The 26761-nt window shown below is 42.6% G+C and carries 26 protein-coding genes; 11 read left to right on the forward strand and 15 right to left on the reverse strand.

Features of this window, described 5'->3' with window-relative positions:
- Positions 1-11 precede the first annotated feature (11 nt).
- From V7K84_RS27335 to V7K84_RS27350, 4 genes are all read right to left on the reverse strand, one after another.
- Positions 12-785, reverse strand: coding sequence for an energy-coupling factor ABC transporter ATP-binding protein (locus tag V7K84_RS27335; RefSeq protein WP_334842757.1), 774 nt, complete (start codon positions 783-785; stop codon positions 12-14).
- A 27-nt stretch (positions 786-812) separates the two neighbouring features.
- Complete coding sequence (locus V7K84_RS27340) at positions 813-1379, reverse strand: hypothetical protein (protein WP_334842759.1); 567 nt, start codon at positions 1377-1379, stop codon at positions 813-815.
- 68 nt (positions 1380-1447) lie between these two features.
- Positions 1448-1909 carry a DUF4079 domain-containing protein gene (locus V7K84_RS27345; RefSeq protein WP_334842760.1) on the reverse strand — a complete coding sequence of 154 codons (462 nt, stop codon included), beginning with the start codon at positions 1907-1909 and terminating at the stop codon, positions 1448-1450.
- A 143-nt stretch (positions 1910-2052) separates the two neighbouring features.
- The gene (locus V7K84_RS27350; protein WP_194041932.1) at positions 2053-2448 is read right to left on the reverse strand and encodes a DUF1830 domain-containing protein; all 396 of its coding nucleotides are present in this window, start codon (positions 2446-2448) and stop codon (positions 2053-2055) included.
- Positions 2449-3037: 589 nt separating this feature from the next.
- On the opposite strand from V7K84_RS27350, the gene V7K84_RS27355 reads away from it, so the two are divergent.
- From V7K84_RS27355 to V7K84_RS27375, 5 genes are all read left to right on the forward strand, one after another.
- Positions 3038-4630, forward strand: coding sequence for a photosystem II high light acclimation radical SAM protein (locus V7K84_RS27355; RefSeq protein ID WP_334842761.1), 1593 nt, complete (start codon positions 3038-3040; stop codon positions 4628-4630).
- An 87-nt stretch (positions 4631-4717) separates the two neighbouring features.
- Complete coding sequence (locus V7K84_RS27360; RefSeq protein WP_334842763.1) at positions 4718-6115, forward strand: DICT sensory domain-containing protein; 1398 nt, start codon at positions 4718-4720, stop codon at positions 6113-6115.
- Positions 6112-6750: a pentapeptide repeat-containing protein gene (locus tag V7K84_RS27365; protein WP_334842765.1), complete on the forward strand. Its 639-nt coding sequence runs from the start codon at positions 6112-6114 to the stop codon at positions 6748-6750. The genes V7K84_RS27360 and V7K84_RS27365 overlap by 4 nt, the downstream gene beginning before the upstream one ends.
- Before the next feature lie 49 nt (positions 6751-6799).
- On the forward strand, positions 6800-7000 hold the full coding sequence (locus V7K84_RS27370; RefSeq protein WP_334842766.1) for a hypothetical protein: 201 nt from the start codon (positions 6800-6802) through the stop codon (positions 6998-7000).
- Positions 6997-7239, forward strand: coding sequence for a hypothetical protein (locus V7K84_RS27375; RefSeq protein ID WP_334842767.1), 243 nt, complete (start codon positions 6997-6999; stop codon positions 7237-7239). The genes V7K84_RS27370 and V7K84_RS27375 overlap by 4 nt, the downstream gene beginning before the upstream one ends.
- A gap of 53 nt (positions 7240-7292) precedes the next feature.
- Here the strand turns inward: V7K84_RS27375 and V7K84_RS27380 are convergent, their stop codons facing one another.
- The 5 genes from V7K84_RS27380 to clpS all read right to left on the reverse strand — a co-directional run bounded on the left by V7K84_RS27380 (position 7293) and on the right by clpS (position 10948).
- A complete protein-coding gene (locus V7K84_RS27380) occupies positions 7293-7886 on the reverse strand; it encodes a type IV pilin-like G/H family protein (RefSeq protein WP_334842770.1) in 594 nt (197 codons plus the stop codon).
- Positions 7840-8886, reverse strand: a complete 1047-nt coding sequence (locus V7K84_RS27385; RefSeq protein WP_334842772.1) for a pentapeptide repeat-containing protein — start codon at positions 8884-8886, stop codon at positions 7840-7842. The genes V7K84_RS27380 and V7K84_RS27385 overlap by 47 nt, the downstream gene beginning before the upstream one ends.
- A gap of 179 nt (positions 8887-9065) precedes the next feature.
- The gene (locus tag V7K84_RS27390) at positions 9066-9737 is read right to left on the reverse strand and encodes a hypothetical protein (protein WP_334842774.1); all 672 of its coding nucleotides are present in this window, start codon (positions 9735-9737) and stop codon (positions 9066-9068) included.
- Positions 9734-10555, reverse strand: coding sequence for a CPBP family intramembrane glutamic endopeptidase (locus tag V7K84_RS27395; RefSeq protein ID WP_334842776.1), 822 nt, complete (start codon positions 10553-10555; stop codon positions 9734-9736). The genes V7K84_RS27390 and V7K84_RS27395 overlap by 4 nt, the downstream gene beginning before the upstream one ends.
- A 111-nt stretch (positions 10556-10666) precedes the next feature.
- Positions 10667-10948, reverse strand: coding sequence for an ATP-dependent Clp protease adapter ClpS (gene clpS, locus V7K84_RS27400; protein WP_104907504.1), 282 nt, complete (start codon positions 10946-10948; stop codon positions 10667-10669).
- A 295-nt stretch (positions 10949-11243) separates the two neighbouring features.
- Between clpS and V7K84_RS27405 the strand changes: the two genes are divergently transcribed.
- Complete coding sequence (locus tag V7K84_RS27405) at positions 11244-11609, forward strand: hypothetical protein (RefSeq protein WP_334842841.1); 366 nt, start codon at positions 11244-11246, stop codon at positions 11607-11609.
- Positions 11610-12228: 619 nt separating this feature from the next.
- On the opposite strand, the gene V7K84_RS27410 is transcribed toward V7K84_RS27405, so the two are convergent.
- Complete coding sequence (locus V7K84_RS27410; protein WP_094349495.1) at positions 12229-12429, reverse strand: hypothetical protein; 201 nt, start codon at positions 12427-12429, stop codon at positions 12229-12231.
- A 471-nt stretch (positions 12430-12900) separates the two neighbouring features.
- On the opposite strand from V7K84_RS27410, the gene V7K84_RS27415 reads away from it, so the two are divergent.
- The 4 genes from V7K84_RS27415 (at position 12901) to V7K84_RS27430 (ending at position 19829) form a co-directional block, all read left to right on the forward strand.
- Entirely contained in the window at positions 12901-13230 is a 330-nt protein-coding gene (locus tag V7K84_RS27415) for an STAS domain-containing protein (protein ID WP_334842777.1), read from the forward strand.
- Positions 13231-13378: 148 nt separating this feature from the next.
- Entirely contained in the window at positions 13379-16081 is a 2703-nt protein-coding gene (locus tag V7K84_RS27420; protein ID WP_334842779.1) for a TIGR03960 family B12-binding radical SAM protein, read from the forward strand.
- A 935-nt stretch (positions 16082-17016) separates the two neighbouring features.
- Positions 17017-19164, forward strand: a complete 2148-nt coding sequence (locus tag V7K84_RS27425; protein WP_334842780.1) for an Rne/Rng family ribonuclease — start codon at positions 17017-17019, stop codon at positions 19162-19164.
- 8 nt (positions 19165-19172) lie between these two features.
- On the forward strand, positions 19173-19829 hold the full coding sequence (locus tag V7K84_RS27430) for a ribonuclease HII (RefSeq protein ID WP_334842782.1): 657 nt from the start codon (positions 19173-19175) through the stop codon (positions 19827-19829).
- 160 nt (positions 19830-19989) lie between these two features.
- Here V7K84_RS27430 and V7K84_RS27435 read toward each other — a convergent pair whose 3' ends face one another.
- Positions 19990-20577: a DUF1997 domain-containing protein gene (locus V7K84_RS27435; RefSeq protein ID WP_322663547.1), complete on the reverse strand. Its 588-nt coding sequence runs from the start codon at positions 20575-20577 to the stop codon at positions 19990-19992.
- A gap of 464 nt (positions 20578-21041) precedes the next feature.
- On the opposite strand from V7K84_RS27435, the gene pheA reads away from it, so the two are divergent.
- Complete coding sequence (gene pheA / locus V7K84_RS27440; protein ID WP_334842785.1) at positions 21042-21917, forward strand: prephenate dehydratase; 876 nt, start codon at positions 21042-21044, stop codon at positions 21915-21917.
- Between the two features lie 140 nt (positions 21918-22057).
- On the opposite strand, the gene V7K84_RS27445 is transcribed toward pheA, so the two are convergent.
- The 4 genes from V7K84_RS27445 to fusA all read right to left on the reverse strand — a co-directional run bounded on the left by V7K84_RS27445 (position 22058) and on the right by fusA (position 26750).
- A complete protein-coding gene (locus tag V7K84_RS27445; RefSeq protein ID WP_094349488.1) occupies positions 22058-22705 on the reverse strand; it encodes an LON peptidase substrate-binding domain-containing protein in 648 nt (215 codons plus the stop codon).
- Positions 22706-22917: 212 nt separating this feature from the next.
- Positions 22918-23235, reverse strand: a complete 318-nt coding sequence (gene rpsJ / locus V7K84_RS27450) for a 30S ribosomal protein S10 (protein ID WP_008232935.1) — start codon at positions 23233-23235, stop codon at positions 22918-22920.
- Between the two features lie 183 nt (positions 23236-23418).
- On the reverse strand, positions 23419-24648 hold the full coding sequence (gene tuf / locus V7K84_RS27455; protein WP_118168986.1) for an elongation factor Tu: 1230 nt from the start codon (positions 24646-24648) through the stop codon (positions 23419-23421).
- Positions 24649-24671: 23 nt separating this feature from the next.
- Positions 24672-26750, reverse strand: coding sequence for an elongation factor G (fusA, locus tag V7K84_RS27460; RefSeq protein WP_334842787.1), 2079 nt, complete (start codon positions 26748-26750; stop codon positions 24672-24674).
- Positions 26751-26761 lie beyond the last annotated feature (11 nt).

Here is a 26761-nt window from a genome sequence, read left to right on the forward strand (position 1 = left end):
TCATCCAAAATTTAAAATCCAAAATCGTCTTGAGTTGCTGCTTGAATCAGGCTTTTTCGTAATTCAATCCAGTCTATCTCTGAGGCTGTTTGATTTGCGAATAAATGACCTTGTTGTAGGTGTAATAACCGAGTGCAAAACATCTGGGCTAGTTCCAGTTGGTGATTTACCATCAGAATCGTGGTTTGATGAGTTTGACTCAACTGGGTTAAGACTTGCATTAGATGAGAAGCCGTACCAGTATCAAGGGCAGAGGTTGGCTCATCGAATAGTAATATTTTAGGCTGGATGACTAAGGCACGAGCGATCGCTACTAGTTGTCGTTGTCCCGCAGAAAGTTGCACCTCTGTTCGCCCTAACCATTCATTGGGAATGTGCAGTTGGTCTGTCCAATGATTGACTCGTTCCTGAATTGTCTGTTTGGGTAAACCACGCAAAACTAAAGGATAAGCCAAGGCTTGCCCAACTGTCATCCCCAACAGCTTTGATTCTTGTAATACAAGTACAAGCATCCGCCGTAGTTGGATGACGGGAATTTGGCGATATTCTAGATTTTCTAGATAGAGTTTACCACTCGTGGGTTCAATTAGGCGGTTGATGAGGCGTAATAACGAAGTTTTACCAGCGCCTACTGGGCCTACAATGGCAATGCGATCGCCCTGAAATACTTCCAAGTCAATATCTCGCAATATGGGATACCCTTGCTGATTGCCGGGAAGTTGGGTTTTCAGCTTTGTAAACAGATTAACTTGCTCTAGCCTGAGTGTGGCTTTTGCTGTATTCAACGGGACTGGGGATTGCAGAGAAATAACCTAAGTTAATTGTGCAGTAGTTAAGGCTGTAGCGATCGCCCAGCCATCGACTAATAGTAGCAGCAGTGTGCATCCCAGTAAAATCAGGTACATCCAGGGCTGTGCTAAAGGGCGAACATCTGTAGTGTCAATGGTCGTCTTTGCTTGCACAATTTGCACCAAACGGGCAAATCCGGCTACACGCATCGGTAGTAAATAAGCTTTACCATCCTGGCTGAGGAAGTAATAAACTAGCCCTCCTTGACCAGTGGTGCGGGGTTTTAACTCTTTGACTTGTGACCAAGGTAAAGACCAGCCTTTACGAAAAAAGCGAGGCACCCAGGCGGGGTAAGTAACCTGAATTCCCTCGTCATCTACTATTACTTGTTCTGTCAATACCGCGTACAAGGCAACTAAACCGATGCTAATCCCTATCCACAATAATTCTGGAGGTACGGGTGCAGCTGTTACCTGCGATAAAAAAGGTAATGGGACTGTGAGTGCTATGTATAGACTCAGCAACGTTATCCGAATCAAAGGAGACAGACGAAAAATAGAAGCTGAGATATTGGCTGAGTTTGCTGTCACGGCTCAATTACAATGCTTTTCTTCATTGTAGGGTAGGTCTATGTCCCTGGTAGTTGATGTATGGCAGTTCACGGTAAATACTTTTGCACTACAATCCAACCAGTAAGGGACACCCAGGCAAATCCGACAAACAAAATAATATTTACGCCGATGTGTAAGGGTCTAGCCCAAGATCGTCTAGCACTAATTTGTGTAGCACTAAAAGCAGAGAGTAAAACTAGTGCTACCACTATCAATCCAGCGATTAGGTGTGACGAGTGACCTAAAGAACCAAAGTGCCCTAAAGTGCCAACAATACCGATCGCTAGCAGTAATAAGACTAAACTTACCATGCTGATGCCCATTGTATAGTGGAGCGATCGCACCCCTTTATTACCGCCCATAAATGGCGTAATAAAAGGAAATTGTTGCGAAGTTCTCGCCCGAAACATCCAAACGCCGGTGATTGCTAACATTAGATATGCCAGCAGGGACAACCCCATCGACCAGGCGGCTATTTTCCACAACCAAAGAAATGAAGGCAGATTCATAAGATTGATTGTAAATGAGAGTGGGAGCAGGGGAGCAGGGAAGGATAATTAATGACCAATGACCAATGACAAATGACCAATAAATAATAAACAAAAAGGGCTGCTAAATTAGCAACCCTTAAATTTAGATAAAATTGTTTTTTTTAATCAACCGATGCTAAACCAAGAATTTGCAAGGGTTTTGTAGTATCTCCGATTTTTGTATTAATTTGCTGCACCATTAGTTTGGTATTAAAAGGGTCTTTTTCATCTGATGAGTCTGTATCAAACTCATTAGTACTGGGTTCTTCGAGCATCAGGCGATCGCACGGAATCTTATCGGATAAAATTGCACTAGCCATCATCCCTGTATGAATCTCCACTTGACCTTTTCGCGGAGCTTCAAAAACTAAACGTTGTCCAGGGAAAACAACCCTTTCAAAATACCAGTTGGGAATATTGGAGATGCGAGCTACCTGTATTTTGCTCGTGGCATTAATGTAGCAGCAGAGAATTTTTCCTGATTGCTCAGGTGGTAGAGGATCTAATATTTGAGCCATAACTGCTGAGGAGCTTTACGCCACAATTTTACATTACACTAGCCAAGCCTAGCACCCACTGATCCCCAGTTGTTGTAACTGCGAATACCAACTGAGTATTTGTAGATTATTTCTGTCTAAAGATATATTTTCAGTTATGAAAATTTTGTAATTATTCACACCTTTTTCGGAATTATACACTATAAACAAAAGTTTTTGATATTTTTTCCTGGTATAAAAGGTTCAATTTTCTTAAAGCAGATTGTTAGGGAATTGAGATAACAACGATCCCCTAGCTTTTGGCATAGTGAGGAAGTGAGTTTTGCTCTTTCATCTATCCCAGGATTAATCGGCTGGGATCATCGCTTAATGAATAAACTCAATGTTATGGTAAAGCTATATGAAAAAATGTCTTCATAAAGCTCTTTATAAATTCCATGTATGTTTTATGCACAGCAATTTTAGCGTTTTCCGCAGTTGCTAATGGCAGCTTCGGGATTACCAATAATCGGCTAAAATGTCAAGTACGATTGTGATAAATAAAACCAAATAAAACAAGTACACACTTTAAGACTGGATGTTTCTCTCGCTTTCTCCACAGATTGGCAAGATGGAAGTTAAAACACAGATGATGGAAAATCGAATTCTTTACGTTCGCCTTCCTTGTAACCCCATCTTTCCTATTGGGGTTGTCTACCTAAGCGATCATGTCCACAAGCAGTTTCCTAATATTGAACAGCGCATCTTTGATTTGGGAACAGTGCCACCTTTAGATTACAGTTCGGCTCTGGATCGTTGTATTGATGAATTTAAACCGACACTATTAGTATTCTCTTGGCGGGATATTCAAATTTATGCCCCAGTTGGCGGACGTGGTGGCAACCCACTGCAAAACGCTTTTGAATTTTACTACGCCAAGAATCCTCTATTGAAACTACGCGGCGGATTGGGCGGTTTACGAATCTTCATCGCTTACTATGTAGAGTTATGGCAAAACCAGAGCTTAATCAAACGCGGTTTAAAGCGTGCCCAAAAATATAATTCTGATGCGCGTGTAGTTGTCGGTGGTGGTGCAGTCAGTGTATTTTACGAACAATTGGGTAAAAGCTTACCCCAAGGAACAATTATTTCTGTAGGTGAAGGCGAAACTCTGCTGGAAAAACTTTTAAGTGGCAGAGATTTTCGAGATGAACGCTGTTATGTTGCTGGAGAAACTCAACCACGTCAACGGCTAATTCACGAACAACCCACCCCAATAGAAAAAACAGCTTGTAACTACGACTATATCGAAAGCATCTGGCCGGAATTTAACTTTTACCTGCAAGAAGAAGACTTTTATATAGGTGTACAAACTAAACGTGGTTGTCCTCACAACTGTTGTTATTGCGTCTACACTGTCGTTGAAGGCAAACAAGTACGCATCAACCCAGCAGATGAAGTAGTTGCTGAGATGCGCCAATTATACGATCGCGGCATTCGCAACTTCTGGTTTACCGATGCCCAATTCATTCCCGCGAAAAAATTTATCGCCGATGCTGTAGAACTATTGCAAAAAATCGTCGATTCTGGTATGACAGATATCCACTGGGCAGCATATATCAGAGCCGACAATTTGACACCCGAATTGTGTGAGTTGATGGCGAAAACCGGGATGAACTACTTTGAAATCGGCATTACCAGTGGTTCTCAAGAACTTGTGCGGAAAATGCGGATGGGGTATAACTTGCGAACCGTCTTGCAAAACTGCCGTGACTTAAAAGCCGCTGGTTTCAACGACTTAGTTTCTGTTAACTACTCCTTTAACGTGATTGACGAACGTCCCGAAACCATCCGCCAAACCATCGCTTACCACCGCGAACTAGAACGGATTTTTGGTGCAGATAAAGTCGAACCTGCTATCTTCTTTATTGGATTACAACCCCATACTCATTTAGAAGAATACGCTTTCAAAGAAGGCATCCTCAAACCAGGATACGATCCAATGAGCTTGATGCCGTGGACAGCCAAAAAACTTCTCTGGAATCCCGAACCCCTTGGTTCATTCTTCGGCGAAGTCTGCTTGCAAGCTTGGCAACAAAACCCCAATGACTTCGGGCGCGAAGTCATGAAAATCTTAGAAGAAAAACTGGGTTGTGCTGACTTAGAAGCAGCACTGACAGCACCATTAGAGACGAAAGAAAAACAGTTAGCAGGTGTATCCTAGAAAACACTAAAATGTGAAGAAATTCAGAATTCTGAATTTCACCCTCTATCTTCCTCAGTGCCTCTGCGGTTATTTTTACCAAATCCCATGTTAGAAGGTTCAATCCTACAACAGCTCGAAGCAGCTCATCGCCATACCACCAGGCCAATTCGATTCGGTGTTTACTACAAAAATACCTTAGTTGCCCTGTGCCACGCTTTAGAAGACCATATCTTAACCGATGACGGTACGCCCTTAGTCATCGCAGCCTTCCAACAAGGTAAATGGTATCTACAAGAAGCCGGGCGATATGCAGACATCGCCCAATGTAGTTGCCAAATTGCCATCATGGCTGCCGCTGAATCTGGCTTTGCTGAACATCCTACCAGCCAGCTACCCAATGTAGACTTAGTAGGATTAGATGCAGGCGATCCAGTCGCACAGGAGTGGCACTTAATTATTTTATCGCCTAAATACACAGCAATGGTAATTTGTCAAGAATTATCAGAGGCTGATTATGGCAGTGCTGGAGTACCGACATCAGACTTAGAGCGCAAATTCTATGGCTTGTGGACATTTGAGCCAGAGTTAGTGCGAGAGACAGCAGAAATAGCGATCGCTCACATCAAAAAATACAACCCAGAACTGGCAGAAAAACTCACAGCCGATAAACAAGAAATTGTACCGTCAATGGACAGATCCCAAAATTTAGGTGCAGTTGTCTCCCGTGTAGTAGATTATCTCCAGACTGGACAAGATAATTTATCCATCCCCACAGCCCTTCAGAAACAAACGCTAGATCGCAACTTGGTTTCTAACGAAATTCAAGCCTTTTTGCGAATGGCGCAACTGATGGATATGGCAGATGTCAACAATCCAATGGCAGCTGCGGAAATAGTAGTTCTTGCTGAAGCGATCGCCCAGCTTTTGGATCTTCCCGCATGGCAGATTAAGAGGTTGCGGCTAGCGGCTTTGTTACATCGCATAGATCCATTACAAAAAGCAGAAAGCGTTCTCACTGGCGGTATATCCACACGCTACCAAGAAGATGCCCCCAGTTCTCCCTTAACTTGTCCCTTAGTACCAGGGGCGCAAGTATTGCGAACCATGCCAAGATTACGAGCAGTTGCCCAAATTATCACTCACCAAAGCGAGTGGTGGAATGGCACAGGGGAACCAGCAGGTTTAGCTGGAGATGAAATTCCCCTAGAGTCGAGAATTTTGGCATTATTAGCAGATTTTCAGTGGCGACTTAATCAGCGAAAATCGTCAAATCAAAGCCGGGAACAGATATTTACTCAAGCTTTAGATGAGTGCAGACAGCAACAATCTACCCGCTTTGACCCTAAACTTGTAGATACCTTAGCTTTATTAGTTATGGGTTTACAACAGGGACTCGACTTACCCTTGATGACACCCAAATTCAGCGCCGGCATCTGGATACTTGATTCCCAATGGGATAGCCACAGCAAGATCAGTGAAGAGATTGGTAGTTACTTTACATGAATATTGAAGCCATTAGATTAGGAAAACTCAAACAACTTCCAGGGGCAAATTTAGAAGACGAGGAACTCTCCCGACTGGATTTAAGCCGGATTAATCTTGCTGGCGCTACCCTTGTCGGCACTAATTTTGCTGGTTCTAAGCTCGAAGGAGGGCATTTGGAGGGGGCAAATTTGATGGGAGCCAACCTCCAAGAGACTGACTTGCGGGCGAATTTGATGGGAGCGAACCTGATGCAAGCAGATTTAACAAGCGCTGACTTGCGGGGTAGTAATTTGCGTGGCGCTAACTTAATGGGAGCCAGACTCAGTGATGTGTCATTGGCGGGTGCTTTCTTGAGTGGTGCCAATTTAATGAATGTGAACTTGCAAGGCGTTGATTTGCGCGGTGCTGACTTGCGCGGTGCAAATTTGACTGGAGCAAATCTCAAAGGTGCAGATTTGAGTCGCGCCGATTTGCAAGGGGCTTTGTTGAGTGAAGCAAACCTTGAAGAAGCTGACTTGCGAGGGGCGAATTTAGCAGGGGCGAATTTGACGGGAGCGAATTTACTTTGTGCAGAGTTAGAAGGTGCAAATTTAAGCGGCGTTAATTTGAATAAAGCTTGTGTGGTGGGGACTGTGGTTGAAACGCTTGCGTGAAAATTTGTGTAACCGTACCTAGTCGCAGTCCCGATTAAGGAATCAAAGCATGACCGATGACAGCCAATCAAACAACTCAGATGAAGAAGAGTTTGACCCGGTAACACATTCAAGGGATTGGTCGGCAGCAGAAACAGAGTTAGCCTGTTTTGCGCTTGCCAGAAGCAAGGGTAAACGGTTGGTTAAAATCATCAACACCAAAAAACCACCCATGCCGATTATTTGTATTTTTGAGGACTATCCAGAATGACACCCGTCGCCGCCCAAGTCTCAATCACCACAATCATTCCCATGTTGACCGCGATCGCAAATCGCCAATGGGAACAGTTCAAAGAACTGGAAGCAGATTTTGTATCCCAGTATGGAGTAGAGGTATGGCAAGAGGTTTTTAATTTCCGTCTCAAGCCAGCACTAGATAAAGATTCTGACAGATGGTTACTGATCCAGTGGTGTGGTGAAGGAATTATCTCAGTCAAAAATGTGGCGTAGGTGCGATCGCAAATAGTTCTAATATTCTTTGCGATCGCTGCTGTTTAATAGTGTTAGATTGCGTCATCGTTTTTATTCTTAAATAATTCAGTTTCTAAATATACTTTTTTGGCTTCATGAGGGCAATCTACTAAACCATTTGTATAGTATGGTCGATGATTTAAGGGTGCATATCCTGGCCCATTACTTTTACATACGATACTTACCACTTTTATTTCTTTAGCATCAATAATAGGAACAACAAAAACACCACCAACATAAGAACTCAAATCTATGCCCCAATTGCCATCACATGCTTCCTGTCTTGCATAAATATAAATACCATTTATAGTTGATGTACCATTAACTTCAGGAATAGTTTTAGTGTAGTAACCATAACATTTTTCAGTTTTGAAAAAAGATGAATTTGATTTTAATGGTTTATCAAGTGGTTTCAGGAAAGTTTTATGGGTTGAAAAGTAGGTTTTTTGATTCTGAATCATAGATATAATATTATCTTCTGCAATTTTCTCATATTGTGGTTCATCACCTGGCGAATATAACTCAGCACATCCAGCGACAAAAAAGTTAATTAAAATAATATTAAAAAATAACAAATTATTAAAAAGGGGAAAAAGGAGAAAGCCTTTTAAATTCCATTTGCTCATTTAGAGAATTAAATCCATTAGGAAACTGTGTAAACTCGTTATAAGAGGCTCCACGCCAAATAGTATTAGAATCGTAGATAACCTTCTGTAAATTAAGACTTGTTAGAGAAGCACTGCTGAGGTTAGCTCCACTTAGATTAGTATCAATAAGATAATCGCTTAGTTTAGCTCCTTGCAAATTAGCATTTATCAACTGTGTTTTTTGCAGATTTGCACCTAAAAGTGAACTGCGATCTAAATTGGCACTTGTAAGGTTAGCTTCTTTTAGATTTGCATGATACAAGCTACTCAAACTTAAGTTTGCATCCTGTATATTTGCCTTTTTTAGATTAGCGTAATCTAGTTCTGCTGACTCTAAGGAAGCGTTATTTAAATTAGCTTTTTCTAAATTTGCATGATACAAGCTACTCAAACTTAAATTCGCACCCTGCAAATTTGCCTTTTTTAGATTAGCGTAATCTAGTTCTGCTGACTCTAAAGAAGCATTATTTAAATTAGCTTTTTCTAAATCTACTTTATTTAGTTTTGCCCAGTTTAGTTTTGCATTAGTCAAATCAGCATCACTCAGATTAGCTTCACTTAAATCCAAACTTGATAAGTCAGTTTGAATAAGTTTTGCTCCCCTCAAGTTAGCTCCTTTGAATGAAGCCTCATAGGTAACATTACAGTAATCATCCCCAATTTCTGATATACCCATTTTGCCTTTATCGCCAACATCATCTCGCCATCTTAGTTCAGCTTTAGTTAAATCAGCCCCTTGTAGATTAGCTCCGTCTAATTTAGCATTAGTCAGTTCAGCTTCTCTTAAATCTGCTCCAGCTAAATCAGCATTTGTTAAATCAGCACCACCTAAGTCACACTTGGGACATTTTTTAGTTGTTAGCAACTGCTTCACATGAGCCGGATTTGAAGTTTTTTTAGCCTGACAATCTTTACAACCAGAAAGAAAAGTAAGTAATAAAGCTGATACGATTAATATTTTTATTTTCGTAAATATCATATATTTTAATTAGTTTTTAATTAAAAAAATCCTATAAATACATCCAGTTTGAGTCTGGCGATTTAAGTGTGATAAATTAGTGTAGTATTAAAGCAAGCGAAAAAGAGATGTTAAAATAAGAATGTATTGAAGTCACTAAAAGTTTTCAAAACTTAGATGACACTTTTTGCATAACTTTATCACTTGGCTAATGTTATTAACCTATTGTTGTGCTTGATAATTTTAATTAAAAACACTCCTGTAATAGCTCCATTGAGCATACCAAATAATAATCCATAAGCAAGTAATCCTATAAAAAAATAGACAGTAAAAATAGTTTTTAATAATGTAATACTACCTATAAAACCACCCAAAGTCCAGCCAAGAGTGTTAGCTAATATACAACTTGTCTGCAAGCGAGATAAAGAAACATATCTTTTTAAGAAAAACCACTGCTGCACTCCAGTGATAAATCCTCCAAAAAATCCACTGATGGAATAAGCCAATACTGCACATATATTAGAAATATGTGTATAATAATAACAAAAATTACTAAATGAGCTACTGCTAAATGCCAGTTTTCCACCCATGAATCCATATATGATAATACCAAGAATATTAGTTGATATCCACCATCTGCTGAGTCCACTAATTTGCTTTCTTAGTATTAACCATTGAGCTAGACCAGGCACTAATGAAGTAAAAAAATTAAATGGGAAAATAAATGGAAAGTAAAGAAGACCTACACAGAAGCTAGTAGCATTTGCTAATACCCACTGCATCCAAAAATCACTATCTGTCTGCTGATTTTTCATAAACAAATAGCTGATACGATTAATATTTGTATTTTCATATATGACGCGATCGCTCATCGCTCAGTCCTTCCCCGTATCCACAAAGCTAGTACACTCATTAACAACACCCCCATCACTCCTTGTAGGGGATTATTATTCACACCAGTTACCCAATCAGGAACTTGACCAGAATATTTCACTAATTTACCTACATTAATAATGTAGTAACCCCAAACTAAACCACCATGTAGACCAATTGGAAAACCCAAGCGTCCCCTCCGCCAACGCTTTCCCCATACTTGCGTTAATCCCAGCAGTACTAAAGCTGGAAATTGCGGCAGTGTATGAATAATTGCCTCCAAGGGTTTAATAAAGTGCAATGTAGCAAACGCAGTTGCATCTGTCCACAGTGCCACACGCAAACTGTAATCTCGTTGTAACTCATCTAGTAACCAGCCTCGGAATAACAACTCCTCAGCAAATCCAATGCCCAAAGCAACAAGTAAACCCTCTAAAACAACTTTCACCAAAAAAACTTTCGGTTGTTGCCACACCAACCAACCCAACAAACTTTCTATTCCAAAAAGTATCAGAATATTAATTATCCCCAGAGCCAAGCCACGCAGTAAATCCACACCGTTTTGCCGCGTAAATTCTAAGCCATAATGCCGCAGAATTTGGGGCTGTTGGTAGACATATTTACCCCATAGTCTCAGGAGAAAAATAAATACTGCATATAACAATACCAATGTCAATATACTTTCTAAGTTTGAATCATGCACTAGTAAGTATATTGGTGTAGCCAATGGCAACCATAGCAACAATAAAGTCAAAATAAAAGCACCCAGCCTAATAGGGGCAGGGCGTTCAGCTAAACGGACAAGGTTTTCTTTCATATCAATGTTAAGTCACCAGCCAATCCTCTATACTTCGACTAATGACCAATACAACTCTTGGAGAGGCTGCGCCAACGACTACGCTCAGTACAAGTGACCAATGACCAACGACTATTCATCAGGTTCAATCGTGCTACTTAAACCGTGACTTATCAATGTTTCGCAATAAAATTCAGCGTGTTCCAGGGCGCAAGTAATGACTAAAGCTAGCCCGTTAGTATGGGCTTCCATCATGATGCTCACAGCTTGGGGTTGGGTAAGGCTTGGTACAGTGGCTATTAGTGACTGTACAACATGCTCCATAGAATTGTAGTCGTCGTTATGGAGCAAAACGCGATACCGAGGCGCGAGCTTGCGGGTTGTGGAAGGCTTTTCGATAGTTTCAACTGACACGGCTCTTTGCTCTTTTCTCGTTACTTCACTACAACAAAGTCTCTGTTTTGCGATCGCTCAACAGTTGTTTACCTATTCTATAGTATTTCTGCTCAGATACTATGCGAGGAAAACCCTTTGCTGGCAGGGATTGGTTGTATTAGTTTTGCGTAGCCACTTGATAAGGCACACGTCTAAGACATGGCTGCCGTAAGAGTGCTACCCTAATCTTACAGAAGCTTTTCTTAAACGTAGCGCATTTTCACTTTTAAGATTAAAGAAGTTGCAAGCAAAATAATCCTTGCCCCTGCCCAAAATGGACATGAGCCTAGATTTTCTTCAACCGGGACAAATTGTGTCTCTAGAGTATGGCGACAGGAACCTGTATGCAGAAGTCATTCAATTTGTAGTTTCCCGCCAGTTGTGCTGGGTGCGTCCTTTATTAATGGTTACTTTTATAGAAGAATCACCTCTAATTACCGATTTGCGAGATGCATCTGACTTACTTTGGCCTGCCAATTTATTTCGCCCAGCATTAGACACAGAAGTAATTACCTTCTTGAGCCAACTTTTAGCGAAAGAACCAAAAACTGAACCTGATTCAGCCGCAAAGCAGCAACTGAATCAGTTTATTCACCAACTTTGGCAAGCATATCAAGAAGGGTTGGAGATTGGGGATTAGGATGGGCCATTGGAAATAGACAACATAGAGACTTCTTGAATAATTCTTCCTTGTCTTCCTTGTCCCCCTTATCTTCCCAGTCCCCAGTCCCTAATTCCCAGCATTTTTCATACGTTGAAGACTGTGAAATTCGATTGCTACATCCTTCGCACCAGACATTATTTCGTCCCTTCGTAAGGTGGATAATTGTGGTTAGCAGCGTTGTCAATCGCCTCATGCATCACCTGAACGATATGACTAGAAGTAAGTTTATCTGGCTCGCCAGTAGCCATATTGATGATATCAACTCCCTTAGCAACGAGTTCATTCTGCTTGTGGACAAATTCAGCAAACAGATTGGGAGGAATTTTTTTAGGCGTTTAGCGAACTGTATGGAAATTTTCGATGAATGCATAATGTAGAGGTTCACCAGCACAGTTTACGCCACCTTAAAGTATTTAAATAATCAACCTCATAGAAAAAGACTAGCAATCATATCGCTCTTGTATCCCCCTGCTAAATTTAATTACGAATTACGTTAGGGAGTCATTCTAACCTTACAGAGAAGCAAGCTACACAAAACTTCTGTCTGCGACACGCTGTTCGCGTTCGTAGAAAGAAAGCGTCATTATGAATTATTTTAGAATCCCAGGCTAGGAACCAACTGGATTCGTCCAGCATCCATCTCTGCCATTAATAATTCTAGTGCTTCGTAATCAACATCAGAAATGTAACCTAGTTCCGTCAGTTCTGAGTTGATTTCATTCTCTATCTCAGGAGTTAGTTTTTTAATGTCAAGAGCTTTTTCTACCAATTTACGAATAGCGTACTGAGTTCTCATAAGTAATAACCCAACTGTAATATGACACTAATCATCCCAGATCGGTCTCAGTATAAAGAGCGATCCAAATACTAACTTAGTAGTGATATATATCACAATTTAATTAGTTAGATAGATAATTCACTATGACTTTGCCGTATGCCATCAGCAACGCTAAAGTGGGAGATTTAACCTAACGTTAAGACTTGACTAAATTAGCTTTAGTTATAGACTAAGCAAGGTTTCTCAGCATAGTTACTGATAATTTGTCTGCTCTATGGCCGTCTATAGTTGATTGTTTTTGAAGTGACATAAAAAAAAAGTATATATAAACACATTTTAACCTGGAATTATAACAATCTTTAAACAGACATACTAAAGCAATAAAGATTCAGCAAAGAGAGCTAAGACGTATGGTCGATGCAACAAAATAGAGTTTATGTTCAAATAATCCTTAGCTTGACGCTTCAAAATTCTTAATAGGATGTAACTATGCAGGCAGTGCTTAACTATCCCAAAATTGCAGTTATTCGCCCCCAAGGGTGCTTAAATGCTGCAAACGCCTTGGAATTTGAACGAGATATGGCTACAGCGTTGGCGCAAAATGGTATTTCCACCTTGGTAGTAGACCTCGCAGCAGTAGAATCGTTAGACAGCGCGGGATTGATGGCATTGTTATCTACACACAAGCTGGCTCTTACTTTAGGAAGAAATTGCCAACTTAGCGCTGTTGCCCCACAAATTAGAATGATTTTTGAACTGACGCAACTCGATAGGGTATTTGAAATATTAGACGCTGAAGCCGAATTGGCTCAAACATAACTTTATGTAAAAGCACAAAGGTTCAGGCAATAAGCGGACTTTATGTAAAGGAGTTGTAAGTTGCAACGATAAAATCTGTTAGAAGACCTAATTCAATGCTAATGTTGGGTTTGGGTAGCTGTAATTAAGGTAGCTAGAAGATAGCACAGTGGTTGTTGCAGTTGAAAAATTAATAACGTCGGATATTTTAAAACCAGCACGTTACCTGGGTAACGAGCTGTTAGCAGTACGAAAACCTTGGGATACGGCAGCAATACGTTGGGTTTTAACCTACCCAGAAGTATATGAAGTCGGTGCATCTAATTTAGGGCACATCATCCTTTATAACGTCTTGAATGCCCAACCGCGTCAATTGTGCGATCGCGCCTACCTCCCAGGAAAAGACCTGGCAGCCAAACTACGCGAAACTAATACGCCATTGTTTGCGGTAGAGTCAAAGCGATCGCTGGCAGAATTTGACATTTTAGGCTTTAGCCTCAGTTACGAACTGGGTGCAACTAATATCCTCGAAATGTTGGATTTGGCAGGAATTCCCTTGACGTGGCGAGAGAGGCAGCAAAGCAGAGGAGCAGAGGGGCAGGGAGGCAGAGAATCTACCGATACCCAGTCATCCTTTCCGTTGATTTTCGCTGGCGGGCAAACAGCGACATCAAATCCTGAGCCTTATGCTGATTTCTTCGACTTTATCGCCCTTGGAGATGGAGAAGAACTGCTGCCAGAAATCGGTTTGGTATTAGAAGAAGGCAAACAAACAGGATTAAGTCGGGAAAATCTGTTACTGGATTTGGCACAGATACCAGGCGTATATGTGCCTCAGTTTTACGATATGGCAGAGGATGGCTCAGTTCACCCTCTGCACCCAGACGTACCAAAACGAATTCTGCGACGGGTTGCAACTCCCATACCAGCATATTCTATTGGTTTGGTTCCCTACGTAGAAACAGTGCACGATCGCTTGACCATTGAGATTCGGCGTGGTTGCACTCGTGGCTGTCGCTTCTGTCAACCAGGAATGCTGACTCGACCAGCACGGGATGTAGAACCCGATAAGGTTGTAGAAGCAATTGAACAGGGGATGCGGGCAACTGGTTACAATGAGTTTTCCCTACTATCTCTGAGTTGTTCTGATTATTTGTCCCTACCAGCAGTGGGGATGGAAATCAAAAATCGCTTAAAAAATGAAAATATTTCTCTGACTCTACCAAGCCAACGGGTAGACAGATTTGATGAGAATATTGCCAACATCCTTGGAGGTACGCGCCAAGGTGGACTGACTTTTGCTCCAGAAGCTGGTACTCAGCGGATGCGAGACATTGTGAATAAGGGGTTGACGAATGAAGAATTGTTGCGGGGAGTAAAAACCGCTTGGGAGCAAGGCTGGGATAAAATAAAGTTGTATTTTATGATTGGCTTGCCGGGTGAGACCGATGCTGACGTTATGGGCATTGCGGAAACAGTAAGCTGGTTACAGCGAGAATGTCGAGGTAAGGGTAGAAAACCCCTAAACTTTAACCTGACAATTTCTAACTTTACGCCCAAGCCCCATACACCATTCCAGTGGCACTCAGTTTCTACCGATGAATTTAAGCGCAAACAAAACGTGTTGCGGCAAGAATTCCGCCGAATCAAGGCAGTGAAGGTAAATTTTACCGATGTCCGCATTTCGGCAATGGAAGATTTTGTGGGACGAGGCGATCGCAATTTGAGCAAAGTAGTTCGCCGTGCATGGGAATTGGGTGCTGGTATGGATTCCTGGTATGAAAATTTAGATCGAGCTTTTAGCGCTTGGGGATCTGCGATCGCCCAAGCCGATTTAGATTGGAAATACCGCCAAGTAGAAAATGGCGAATGGAATGTGTTTCACGCAGAAGCGCCCAAGGGCAAAGAAGATGGAGAAAATACCCAACTCCTAACTCCTAACTCCTCACTTATTGCTCCCCACTCCCTCGATATTCCCTTACCTTGGGATCATATTGATACCGGGATTGACAAAAAGTGGCTCCAAGAAGACTTGCAACGCGCTCTAGAAGCTGCAATTGTACCAGACTGCTCTTTTGAAGGTTGTTCTCATTGTGGCGTTTGTGGCACCGATTTTGGGCATAACGTGGTGATTGAATCACCTGCTATCCCAAAATTTGCTGGCGAATTTGTCCCCAACACAACTAAGGGGCAAAGACTGCGAGTTTGGTTTGGGAAACAAGGTAATATGGCTTTAATAAGCCATCTTGATTTAATCCGTCTGTTTGACCGAGTTGTTCGACGAGCAGGCTTACCAATTGCTTTTACTGGTGGGTTTCATCCAATGCCACGCATTTCTCTAGCAACTGCTTTGGCTTTAGGGGCTACTAGCAGCGGTGAAATTGCAGATTTTGAGTTAACTGTGCCAGTGGAAGTTGATACTTTCCGAGAAAAGTTGGCTCGTGAAATGCCCACAGACATACCTATATATAATGTGGAGCAGATAGATTTAAAAACTAGTGCCGCTACCCAACTGCTAGAGTCCGCAGAGTATTTAATTACTGTAGTAGCACTCGCAGAAACAACACCCATACAATGGCAAAACTGGATTGATACAATCAAAGCAAAAGAGGAACTTTGGTACGAGCAAATAACTAAATCAGGCAAGAGCCAGTTAATAAATCTGCGCGATCGCTTATTTGAACTGGAGTTAGTAGAAACCAACAAAAGCGTTGCAGAATCTATGTCATCTGTAATCCGTTATCTAGGTAGCTATCGCCAGGACGGTTTGGTGTTGCGTCCCGAACAAATCCTGTTTATGCTAGAGACAGTGGCTGGTGTAGAATTTCAACTCCTGCACATCCATCGCAATCGGCTAACTTTAGGGGTATAATCCCTGTAGGGCAACTTGCTAGTAGTTGTCCTAAGATGGCAGCTCACAGGAATTGATTTTTAGCAAGGTTGCGTTAGAATAGGGTGAAGAGAAATTTTCTGGCGCTGCATTGAATTAGCTGGTTCACTACCCTGGTATTCAGGGGGCGAAAGCAAAGATATTAGAGTGCAACTTCTAGGATTTTATCCTAGACAAACAAAAAGCAGATTAAAGAATGCACACTCTCTATATAGCTACCTTGTGAATCAGTAACTAACAGCAGGCTCGGTTAGCTTCTCTAAATTCATGCTTTTTAAACAACTGCTGAATGTCTAATCCAGGTAGTGCCGAAGAGCTAGTGCATTACTTTTTTAGAGTTAAAGCAACTGCTGCCGGTTATGCCTACTTGTAGACGTTCGCGAGACGCGCAAAGTGTTGCTTGTCTTAGTTTAAAGCGACTCAAGGCAGGGTAGCAACTGTGGCTGCTGAGTATAACCCTAAGATAAATCCGGGGAATGGAAAATAGAAATAGTTTCTTTTTCTTAACGAATACAGTAGGTTACTCTCAAAGAAAGCATCCTGAGTTACAATGCTCACTCAGGATTTAGAACTTCAACTCAGAACTCTCTTGATTAAGAGTATTGCATCACAAATCAACCACGGACGGTTGATTTAATAGCTTAAACGATAGCAGCATTTCTGGAATAATCAGCCGTAAAAACGCTCTTAAGAGCGCCAATAGCTATTTAACTTAGAAGCTCAGATTTGCAATTTTTATTATTCAGTAGCGCCTTTTGAGGGTTGCGAGGGCAGCGAAAGTATAATATCAAACCGAGAAACACTGGTAATTAAAACTAACGCGGAGACGCAGGTAGTTTTGAATTATTAAGTAATTAACCGGACTTGATACAACAAACCTCAAACCTGTAAGTGCTGCCAATTTTTGAGGAAATTGAATGCCGAAACAAATTATCATCGCGGAGCAGCACCAAATTGCTGCGGTTTTTTCTGAAGATCAAATACAAGAACTCGTTGTTGCTACGGGTCATCATCAAATAGGTGATATCTACTTAGGAGTAGTAGAAAACGTATTGCCTGGGATAGATGCAGCTTTTGTCAATATTGGCGACCCAGAGCGCAACGGTTTTATTCACGTTACCGACTTGGGGCCATTGAAGCTCAAGCGCACCGCAGCGGCAATTACAGAACTACTTGCACCACAACAGAAAGTTTTGGTGCAAGTAATGAAAGAGCCAACGGGGACAAAAGGGCCTAGGCTCACGGGTAATATCACCTTACCTGGACGCTACGTAGTACTGATGCCTTATGGTCGGGGCGTAAATTTATCCCGACGGATTAAAAGTGAAAGTGAGCGCAACCGCTTACGAGCGCTGGCGATTTTGGTCAAACCGGCGGGAATGGGTTTGCTTGTGCGTACAGAAGCAGAAGGCAAACCTGAAGAAGCGATTATGGAAGACTTGGAGTTACTGCAAAAGCAATGGGAGGCCATTCAGCAGGAAGCCCATTCCACCCGTGCTCCAGCACTGCTCAACCGAGACGATGACTTTATCCAGCGCGTATTGCGGGATATGTACGGCGCGGATGTCAATCGGATTGTCGTAGATTCCAGTACTGGTTTGAAGCGCGTCAAACAGTACTTGCAGAATTGGAGTGGCGGTCAAACACCGCAGGGATTGTTGATTGACCATCATCGCGATCGCTCCCCAATTTTAGAGTACTTCCGTATCACTGCTGCGATTCGAGAAGCCCTGAAACCGAGAGTAGACCTACCTTCTGGCGGTTATATTATTATCGAGCCGACGGAGGCATTAACCGTAATTGATGTTAACTCAGGTTCGTTCACGCGATCGGCAACAGCTAGAGAAACAGTTTTGTGGACAAACTGCGAAGCAGCAACAGAAATTGCTCGCCAGTTGCGTCTGCGAAATATCGCCGGGGTGATCGTCGTTGATTTTATCGATATGGAATCGCGACGTGACCAACTACAAGTTCTCGAACACTTTAATAAAGCACTCAAAGCAGACAAAGCTCGTCCCCAGATTGCCCAACTTACCGAACTAGGTTTAGTAGAATTGACCCGCAAACGTCAGGGTCAAAATATTTATGAATTGTTTGGTGAAACTTGCCCTACCTGTGGCGGTTTAGGACATACTGTGCGTCTGCCTGGAGAAATCGAAAACCGATTGCCAATACCGGCAGAGACACCAGAGCGCGAACGTTTTGTATCCTTGCCTCACCGAGAACCACGTCAGCCATCTGCCCGCATCCCGGAACCACGAGAAACATACGATGGATTTGGGGAAGCATTTGACGGCGACTCGGAATTGAGCAACCTAAATCTGATCAATCATCCTAGTTATCAAGAACTGAATGATAAGCGCCGTACCCGCACTCGCCGTAGTCGAATTGGTGTCAATGGGTTAAACGGGAAAGATGAAGCTCGGATTGTTCCCAGTCCCCTGACTTTTGTTAACGAGCCAGATTTAGACCTGGATATAGAACCAGAACTAGGAGTTGCGCCAGAAATTCCCTCACCCACCCTTGGTAAACCAGGCTGGAGTGAAAGAGAAAGAGTAGAGCGCACTAAAATAATTAAGGCAGAACCAGTTAAGCCAGTGGTAGAACCACCGGAGATTAGAACTGTAGAAATGAGCCTTCAAGAACAGGATATATTTGCCTTGATGGGAATATCTCCCTTGGTGAAGTTAGAGCAAGAGGTTAAAAATACCAAGTCTGTGATTATTAATGTGATTCAGCCCGGTCAACAGCCAACGACCCCAACCGAATCAACCTCAGAATCACCTATTGTCCAAAAAGCAACACCTGAAATAATCACTATTGCCCAAAAGGCAACACCTGAAATAACTGCAAGCAAAATACCGACACCAAAAGTTATTGAGCCAGAACAAAAATCTTTGATCGAAGAGCCAACTGAACCACCATCGGAGTTGACTGTGAATCCTTCGGGACGCTTGTCTGCGAAAGCTGCCGCGAACGAAATTGCAGATGAAAATGAAGCTAATAGCAGCGCCACTGCCAGCCGCCGCCGCCGCCGCCGTTCCTCAGCGATCGAGGATAATTAATTTGCTTTATGGTAGAAATATTGCCAACGCCTTTGGAACAATCCACTTGGTTGGAGTTTTCTACCTTGTCAGAAATTCCAGGGTTGGTTGCAGGTGTTGATGAAGTAGGGCGAGGTGCTCTATTTGGCCCTGTGGTGGCGGCAGCAGTGATCTTACCAGATCGCGCTTTGCCAATACTGATGGCAGCTAAAATCAAAGACAGTAAAAAGTTGTCTAGTTCTCGGAGAACTCAGCTAGCGCAGCAAATTTGTGCGCTGGCTATAGATTGGAAAATTGGGTTTGCTTCTACTGCCGAAATTGACAAGATAAATATTTTGCAAGCGACGTTGTTAGCAATGAAGCGGGCTGTGCTGAAGTTAAAGGTACAGCCTGCACTCTGCTTGATTGACGGCAATCAGTTAATCAAAGATTTGCTATTGCCGCAACAAACAATAGTTAAAGGGGATGAGCGATCGCTCACTATTGCCTCTGCTAGTATTGTCGCTAAGGTTTGGCGTGACGATCTGATAATACGTCTAGCATTAAAATACCCTATGTACAATCTGGAGTGTAACAAGGGTTATGGTAGCCAGCGGCATTTGCTGGCTTTGCAACAATATGGGCCTTCGCCCCTACATCGTCAGTCTTTTCGTCCTTGCCAAATCAAAGGTCTGAGTGTTGAGTGATTGAAGAAGAATACAGAATTCAGAATCAATTAGTTTAGTAGGGGATAAGCTGTGGGAAGCAAGCTACAGACCTTCTACTAATTACAGAATTCAATTCTGTAGCTTGCTTCCCTGAAAGGGTATTCTGGCTCCTGACTCCTGAATTCTGTTTGTTAACAAATTACTCAGCATTCAGGATTGGTAATTCAGTACTATCACTGTCAAGTCCTCTATCTTTGGTTTGTGATATCACCCAGTAGCGATAATCCGTCAAAAGTTGATTCAATAACCGTTGCTTAACCGACAACAGTACACTTTTGAGTAAACCATTGCCAGTAGCTTCTAAAATCGGCTTAGGAGTAAAGGAAAATGGCGGTGGAAAATCCACCACTACTTCTAAATCAGCTTTTCCTTGCAGGCGAGTGCCAGTGCTAAACTCTTTGGGAGACAAATAGCCTTTTAAATTGAGAGCAAAGCGCTGGTTAATATACTCGAAACCTAAAATTTCACAGTTTAGCGATCGCAAATAAATTATTCCATTTGATTCTGCCCAGACTCTCATGTCTACAGTAGGTTGAATACTCAATGACATAAAAGTCAACGGACGCATCTTCAAGCGAAATACTTCTTCAGAAAGCTGCTGAATCCGGCTATTGTCAACCAAAGCCTTAACCAGACGTTGAGGCTGACGCAAGTAGTGCTGAATGGGAATAGGCTGCTCTGGAACAGCGATTTCAACCGATTGGGAGGCAGTAAACCGGGTAGCCATGAGCTAATAAAAATATCTGTTTCTTAATTTTAATATTTTTTAATAACTTAGTTCTGATTATTAGAAAAGTACAAAATTTATTGACTATAAAAACGATTGCTGCTTATCACCTATACATCATTAGCAAAAAGTTGGTACGCTCATTCTATCTTTAGTTCAAGAAATAGAGATTAGAATTTAATTCTTGACACAAAATCAATAATATGCATATTTGTTTAGGATAAACCAATATCATTGCTCTTAAATCTTCAGAGGGATGAGCAAAAAAACTACTAGGAAATCTATCTGCTAGAAGACTGATTTCGATAACTTGTTTTCTTAGATACATATTTTTAGTGCGTAAATTTTAGAGATAACAGTGTTTAGTAAGAGTAAATGTTGGATATATTTACCAAACCAAAATATCATAATCTTTATTTACCATCTTTATTTACCCATTAAACTCGCAACTCAAGGCTAAAAGTATGACTTTATCGATCGCACATTTAGGCCCTCCCGGCACTTATGCAGAACAAGCAACTATTTTTTATGTCAACTGGTTGAGCAAAAGTAAGGGAATTGAGGCTAGATTATGCCCCTATCCCAGCATTTCCCAATCACTGTACGCCGTTGCTAATGGTCAAGCGCAGTTGGCTGTTGTGCCAGTGGAAAATTCTATTGAAGGCAGTGTTACTACAACACTGGATACACTTTGGCAGTTGGACAGTTTGCGAATTCAGTTGGCTTTAGTATTACCCATTGCCCATATGTTAATTTCTTGTGCGCCTAATTTAGATAGTATTAAGACTGTTTACTCTCACCCGCAAGCTTTGGCACAATGCCAGGGATGGTTACAGCGGTTTCTCCCATCTGTACAGATTATTCCCAGCAATTCTACAACCGAAGCACTACAGCGATTGGAGCAAGAGACAACAACAGCAGCGATCGCTTCTAGTAGAGCTGCTCAACTCTACAAATTACCGATACTTGCCAGTAACATCAACGACTATCCAGAAAACTTTACTCGTTTTTGGGTAGTAAGTCAGGGTGAAGTGGACGCTGGATACCAGGCAACAAAAGCTCCTACTAGTCATACATCACTGGCTTTTAGTATGCCTGCCAACACACCCGGAGCATTGGTCAAACCTTTGCAAATATTTGCTCAACTAGGAATTAACCTCAGCCGGATTGAATCTCGTCCGACGAAGCGATCGCTAGGCGAATACTTATTTTTTATGGATTTAGAAGCAGATGCCAAGGAAGCACAAATGCAATCTGCTTTAGCAGAATTAACTATCCACACAGAGATTTTAAAAATTCTTGGCGCTTACAATGTTTTACCGATCGCTGCCGTTACTTAAAAAGTTAGGAGTTATCAGTTAAGAGTTATCATTTAGGATTTACCAGTTATCAGCTAGGAAATATAAATTATAAGTTGTCAATCTTTTATTTTTGTTTTTTCTTCCTAACTCCTCACTCTTAACTCCTACCTCCTAACTCCTCACTTTTCACTAAACGTGTCTTTGAGAACAGCGCGAGCTGCCAAGTGATTCCGAGTAGAAGTTAAAATTTCAGCTTCCCGCTCTAGACGAGTTACAGTATCCTGCATTTCTAGCAATAATTGCTGCTCTGCGGCGACGCCATAAAGGTTACTGGCTACCCAATAAGATAACTCTGTTGGTAGATCGGGCAAATCTTCTGGTAATTCAATGTTTTGTTCGGTTAATTTGGCTGACAGACGCACAACATCTCGCAGTAGTTGTTCTACTTCAGTTGATAAAGGTCGCAAATCTTTAGTCGGTGGTTGGTCTTCAATCCACTCAACTAAGCCAACGCGATATGGCTTTTCACGAACATACTCTAATACACGAAATCTTTGCTGCCCTAAAGTCATCATCTTGATCCGATCGTCTGGCAGCCGTTGGTGATGAATGATTTCGGCACAGCAACCAGTGTTTGCAATTGTACCTTTGACTGGATCGAACATCAAAACACCAAACCTGCGATCGCTTTCCAAAATCGTATTCATCATGATTCGGTAGCGAAATTCAAATATGTGCAGGGGTAATGGCCTGGTAGGAAACAGAACTACTTCGGGTAACGGGAACAGAGGTAGTTCGCGAACTGCAATTTTAGAAGATGATGTCATTGTTACTTTGGTATAAACTTAATCTTTAAAATTTCTTTTTCTCTGCTTTTCCCGTACTTTATCTACATTCTATCATTTGTTTCCTAGCTAAATAAAAGCCCTGAGATATATTTCTTCAGGGCTGTGTAAATATTCATACTAATGTAATTTGTCTTTTGTCCTTTGTCCTTTTTCATTAGTAAAGGACAAATGACCAATGACTAATGAATAAATTAAAGTTTGACTTCAATATCTACACCCGATGGTAGATCCAATTTCATCAGGGCATCAATAGTCTTAGAAGAGGGCTGGTAAATGTCAATAATCCGGCGATGAGTACGGGTTTCAAAATGCTCCCGTGAATCTTTATCTACGTGAGGCGATCGCAGCACACAATAGATCCGGCGTTTTGTTGGTAAAGGAATTGGGCCTATAGCTGTAGCGTTGGTGCGGTTAGCCGTGTCTACAATCTTCTCGCAAGATGTATCTAATAAGCGCCTGTCAAAGGCTTGTAAGCGAATTCTAATCTTCTGCTGCTGTAGAGTTGCCATCTTTAATTTTCCAGGTTCTGCGTAATTAGGGGAGTATTTACAGGTTAACGGTTACAAGTTGTAGGTTACAGAAAACTATTACCTGTCCCCTGTAACCTATTACCTTATTTATAGAGGGAAGAGAAAGGAGCAGAGAGGCAAAATAAATACCATCTCTGCTCCTTTGTTATGAGCAAAAAGGTGCTACTTGATAATTTTGGAAACGACACCAGCACCGATGGTGCGACCACCTTCGCGGATAGCGAAGCGCATTCCTTGTTCAATCGCGATCGCGTTGATCAATTCTACTGTCATCTTGATGCGATCGCCTGGCATCACCATTTCTACTTCTTTGCCTTCATCGGAAGTGTAAGCTTTGATGGTACCAGTTACATCAGTTGTCCGCACGTAGAACTGGGGACGGTAGCCAGCGAAAAATGGAGTCTTACGACCACCTTCTTTTTCTGTTAAGACATAAACCTCACCTTCAAATTCATTGTGAGGTTTAATCGAACCAGGTTTGGCGATAACCATACCCCGTTCAATATCAGCCTTCTGGATACCCCGGAGTAGTACGCCAGCGTTATCCCCAGCCATACCTTGGTCGAGACTCTTCTTGAACATCTCAATACCAGTTACGGTTGTAGCGCGAGTATCTCTGATACCCACTAGTTCAACGTTATCGCCAACTTTGACTACACCCCGCTCAATCCGACCGGTGGCAACAGTACCACGACCTGTAATTGAGAACACGTCTTCTACAGCCATTAGGAAGGGTTTATCAACATCCCGCTCAGGAGTTGGGATGTAAGAATCTACAGCATCCATCAGTTCATAGATTTTGTCTACCCACGGATTTTCACCGCGTTTGGTCTTGGGATTCTTGGTCATTGCTTCCAGAGCTTGCAGACCAGAGCCTTTGATAATGGGGATATCATCGCCAGGGAAATCATAGCTGCTTAACAGTTCTCTCAGTTCTAGTTCTACTAGTTCCAAGAGTTCTGGGTCATCCATCAAATCTTCTTTGTTCAAAAAGACAACCAGACTGGGAACGCCTACCTGTTTTGCCAACAGGATGTGTTCGCGGGTTTGGGGCATAGGGCCATCGGTAGCAGCAACTACGAGGATACCTCCGTCCATTTGGGCAGCACCGGTGATCATGTTCTTCACATAGTCAGCGTGTCCTGGACAGTCTACGTGAGCATAGTGCCGACTTTCGGTTTCATACTCTACGTGAGCAGTATTGATGGTAATACCCCGTGCCTTTTCTTCTGGGGCATTATCAATTTGGTCGTAGCCCTTAGCTACAGCTTGACCAAGAGCTGCCAATGTCAGGGTGATGGCTGCTGTCAAGGTAGTTTTACCGTGGTCAACGTGGCCAACTGTACCGATATTAATGTGGGGTTTATTCCTTTCAAACTTTGCGCGTGCCATGAATGCTCATTTCCTTATTTTAACTAAGCGTTCCCTTTGCTTTTTGCAATGATAGTTTCAGCTACGCTGCGAGGCACCTCTTCGTAGTGGCTGAACTCCATCGTGAAGATACCCCGACCTTGCGTCTTTGACCGGATATCAGTGGCGTAGCCAAACATGGTCGCCAGTGGAACTTTGGATGCGACCTTAGCAAGTCCCTGTTCGGTGCTTTGACTTTCAATTTGCCCTCGGCGGGCGATGAGGTCGCCAATGACGTTCCCGATATAGTCTTCAGGAACTTCAACCTCAACCTTCATCATAGGCTCTAAGAGGACGGGTGAAGCTTTCAGCACAGCCTCTTTCATCGCCATTGAGCCGGCGATTTTGAAAGCCATTTCCGAAGAGTCTACATCGTGGTATGACCCATCAATTAGCGTCGCTTTAACGTCAATCAACGGATATCCAGCTAGAACACCGGATTCGCAGCTTTCTTTCATTCCTTGTTCTGCGGGGCCAACGTACTCTTTAGGTACTGAACCACCGGCAATTTTGGAGACGAACTCAAAGCCAGTACCGGGGTCTCCAGGTTCCAAATTGATCACAACGTGACCGTATTGACCTTTACCACCACTTTGGCGGATGAATTTGCCCTCAACTTTGTTCACAGCTTTCCGAATTGTTTCTCGATAAGCTACTTGTGGGGCACCTACATTCGCTTCCACCTTGAATTCTCGTAACATCCGGTCTACTAGAATTTCTAGGTGTAGCTCTCCCATCCCCGCGATTACGGTTTGGTTTGTTTCCGGATCGACGCGGACACGGAAGGTGGGGTCTTCTTCTGAGAGAGATTGCAGAGCTTTGGACAGCTTGTCCATATCGTTCTTGGTTTTGGGTTCAACCGCCACCGAGATCACAGGCTCAGGGATGAATAGGGATTCCAGAATTACTGGCGATCCATCATCACAGAGCGTGTCACCTGTCAAGGTGTCTTTCAATCCCAAAGCTGCTCCCAAATCACCCGCTCGCAGTTCATCGACATCTTGCCGATCGTCTGCCTTCATTAGAACTAAGCGGGAAATCCGTTCTTTTTTATTCTTACTAGCGTTGAGAACGTAGCTGCCCTTTTTCAGGACACCAGAATAAACGCGAACAAATGTCAGGCGACCATAAGGGTCAGCCATAATCTTGAATGCTAGAGCCGCTAGGGGTTCGCTGTCATCAGCTCGCCGCTCAACAGTATCGCCATTGGGCAGTAAGCCTTGAATTGGCGGTACTTCACTTGGCGCAGGCAGGTAATCGACAACGGCATCCAGCATCAACTGTACGCCTTTGTTTTTGAATGCCGAACCGCAAAGTACTGGTACAATTGTCCCCGCAATTGTGCCTTTACGCAGGGCAGTCCGAACTTCCTGTTCTGTAAGTTCTTCGCCATCGAAGTACTTAGCCATCAGAGCATCATCGGTTTCTGCTGCGGCTTCTATTAGCTTGGTACGGAATTCGTCTACCTGCGCTTGCAATTCTTCCGGGATATCGGTTTCCTGGATATCGGTTCCTTGGTCATTGGCGTAAATATACGCACGTTGCCTTACTAGGTCAACGATACCTCGGAAGTCATTTTCACTACCAATTGGTAGTTGAATGGCGATCGCATTCGCCCGCAGGCGATCGCGGATTTGCTCGTGAACTTTATAAAAGTTCGCTCCGGTGCGATCCATCTTGTTGATAAAGGCTATCCGAGGAACCTTGTAGCGTTCTGCTTGCCGCCACACTGTCTCAGACTGGGGTTGCACGCCGCCCACAGAACAAAATACTGCGATTACACCATCCAACACGCGCATGGAACGCTCAACTTCAATTGTGAAGTCTACGTGACCCGGAGTATCGATAATGTTAATTTGATGATCTTTCCAACTGGTACTGATAGCAGCGGCAGTAATGGTAATTCCCCGTTCCCGCTCCTGCTCCATCCAGTCTGTGACGGCAGTTCCTTCATGAACTTCGCCAATTTTATGAATTATCCCAGAGTAAAATAATATTCTCTCTGTTGTTGTTGTTTTGCCCGCATCTATATGCGCCGCAATACCAATGTTGCGTACTTTCTCTAGCGGGATCGTGCGTGCCACAGCTACCTCCT

This window comes from Nostoc sp. (assembly GCF_036917315.1).
Classification (GTDB): Bacteria; Cyanobacteriota; Cyanobacteriia; order Cyanobacteriales; family Nostocaceae; genus Nostoc.

Coding starts and splice junctions, on each gene's coding strand:
- V7K84_RS27345 (WP_334842760.1), bottom strand. CDS start 1,909: ATGAATCTGCCTTCATTTCTTTGGTTGTGGAAAATAGCCGCCTGGTCG.
- V7K84_RS27350 (WP_194041932.1), bottom strand. CDS start 2,448: ATGGCTCAAATATTAGATCCTCTACCACCTGAGCAATCAGGAAAAATT.
- V7K84_RS27355 (WP_334842761.1), top strand. CDS start 3,038: ATGGAAGTTAAAACACAGATGATGGAAAATCGAATTCTTTACGTTCGC.
- V7K84_RS27360 (WP_334842763.1), top strand. CDS start 4,718: ATGTTAGAAGGTTCAATCCTACAACAGCTCGAAGCAGCTCATCGCCAT.
- V7K84_RS27365 (WP_334842765.1), top strand. CDS start 6,112: ATGAATATTGAAGCCATTAGATTAGGAAAACTCAAACAACTTCCAGGG.
- V7K84_RS27370 (WP_334842766.1), top strand. CDS start 6,800: ATGACCGATGACAGCCAATCAAACAACTCAGATGAAGAAGAGTTTGAC.
- V7K84_RS27375 (WP_334842767.1), top strand. CDS start 6,997: ATGACACCCGTCGCCGCCCAAGTCTCAATCACCACAATCATTCCCATG.
- V7K84_RS27380 (WP_334842770.1), bottom strand. CDS start 7,886: ATGAGCAAATGGAATTTAAAAGGCTTTCTCCTTTTTCCCCTTTTTAAT.
- V7K84_RS27385 (WP_334842772.1), bottom strand. CDS start 8,886: ATGATATTTACGAAAATAAAAATATTAATCGTATCAGCTTTATTACTT.
- V7K84_RS27390 (WP_334842774.1), bottom strand. CDS start 9,737: ATGAGCGATCGCGTCATATATGAAAATACAAATATTAATCGTATCAGC.
- V7K84_RS27395 (WP_334842776.1), bottom strand. CDS start 10,555: ATGAAAGAAAACCTTGTCCGTTTAGCTGAACGCCCTGCCCCTATTAGG.
- V7K84_RS27405 (WP_334842841.1), top strand. CDS start 11,244: ATGGACATGAGCCTAGATTTTCTTCAACCGGGACAAATTGTGTCTCTA.
- V7K84_RS27410 (WP_094349495.1), bottom strand. CDS start 12,429: ATGAGAACTCAGTACGCTATTCGTAAATTGGTAGAAAAAGCTCTTGAC.
- V7K84_RS27415 (WP_334842777.1), top strand. CDS start 12,901: ATGCAGGCAGTGCTTAACTATCCCAAAATTGCAGTTATTCGCCCCCAA.
- V7K84_RS27425 (WP_334842780.1), top strand. CDS start 17,017: ATGCCGAAACAAATTATCATCGCGGAGCAGCACCAAATTGCTGCGGTT.
- V7K84_RS27430 (WP_334842782.1), top strand. CDS start 19,173: ATGGTAGAAATATTGCCAACGCCTTTGGAACAATCCACTTGGTTGGAG.
- V7K84_RS27435 (WP_322663547.1), bottom strand. CDS start 20,577: ATGGCTACCCGGTTTACTGCCTCCCAATCGGTTGAAATCGCTGTTCCA.
- pheA (WP_334842785.1), top strand. CDS start 21,042: ATGACTTTATCGATCGCACATTTAGGCCCTCCCGGCACTTATGCAGAA.
- V7K84_RS27445 (WP_094349488.1), bottom strand. CDS start 22,705: ATGACATCATCTTCTAAAATTGCAGTTCGCGAACTACCTCTGTTCCCG.
- rpsJ (WP_008232935.1), bottom strand. CDS start 23,235: ATGGCAACTCTACAGCAGCAGAAGATTAGAATTCGCTTACAAGCCTTT.
- tuf (WP_118168986.1), bottom strand. CDS start 24,648: ATGGCACGCGCAAAGTTTGAAAGGAATAAACCCCACATTAATATCGGT.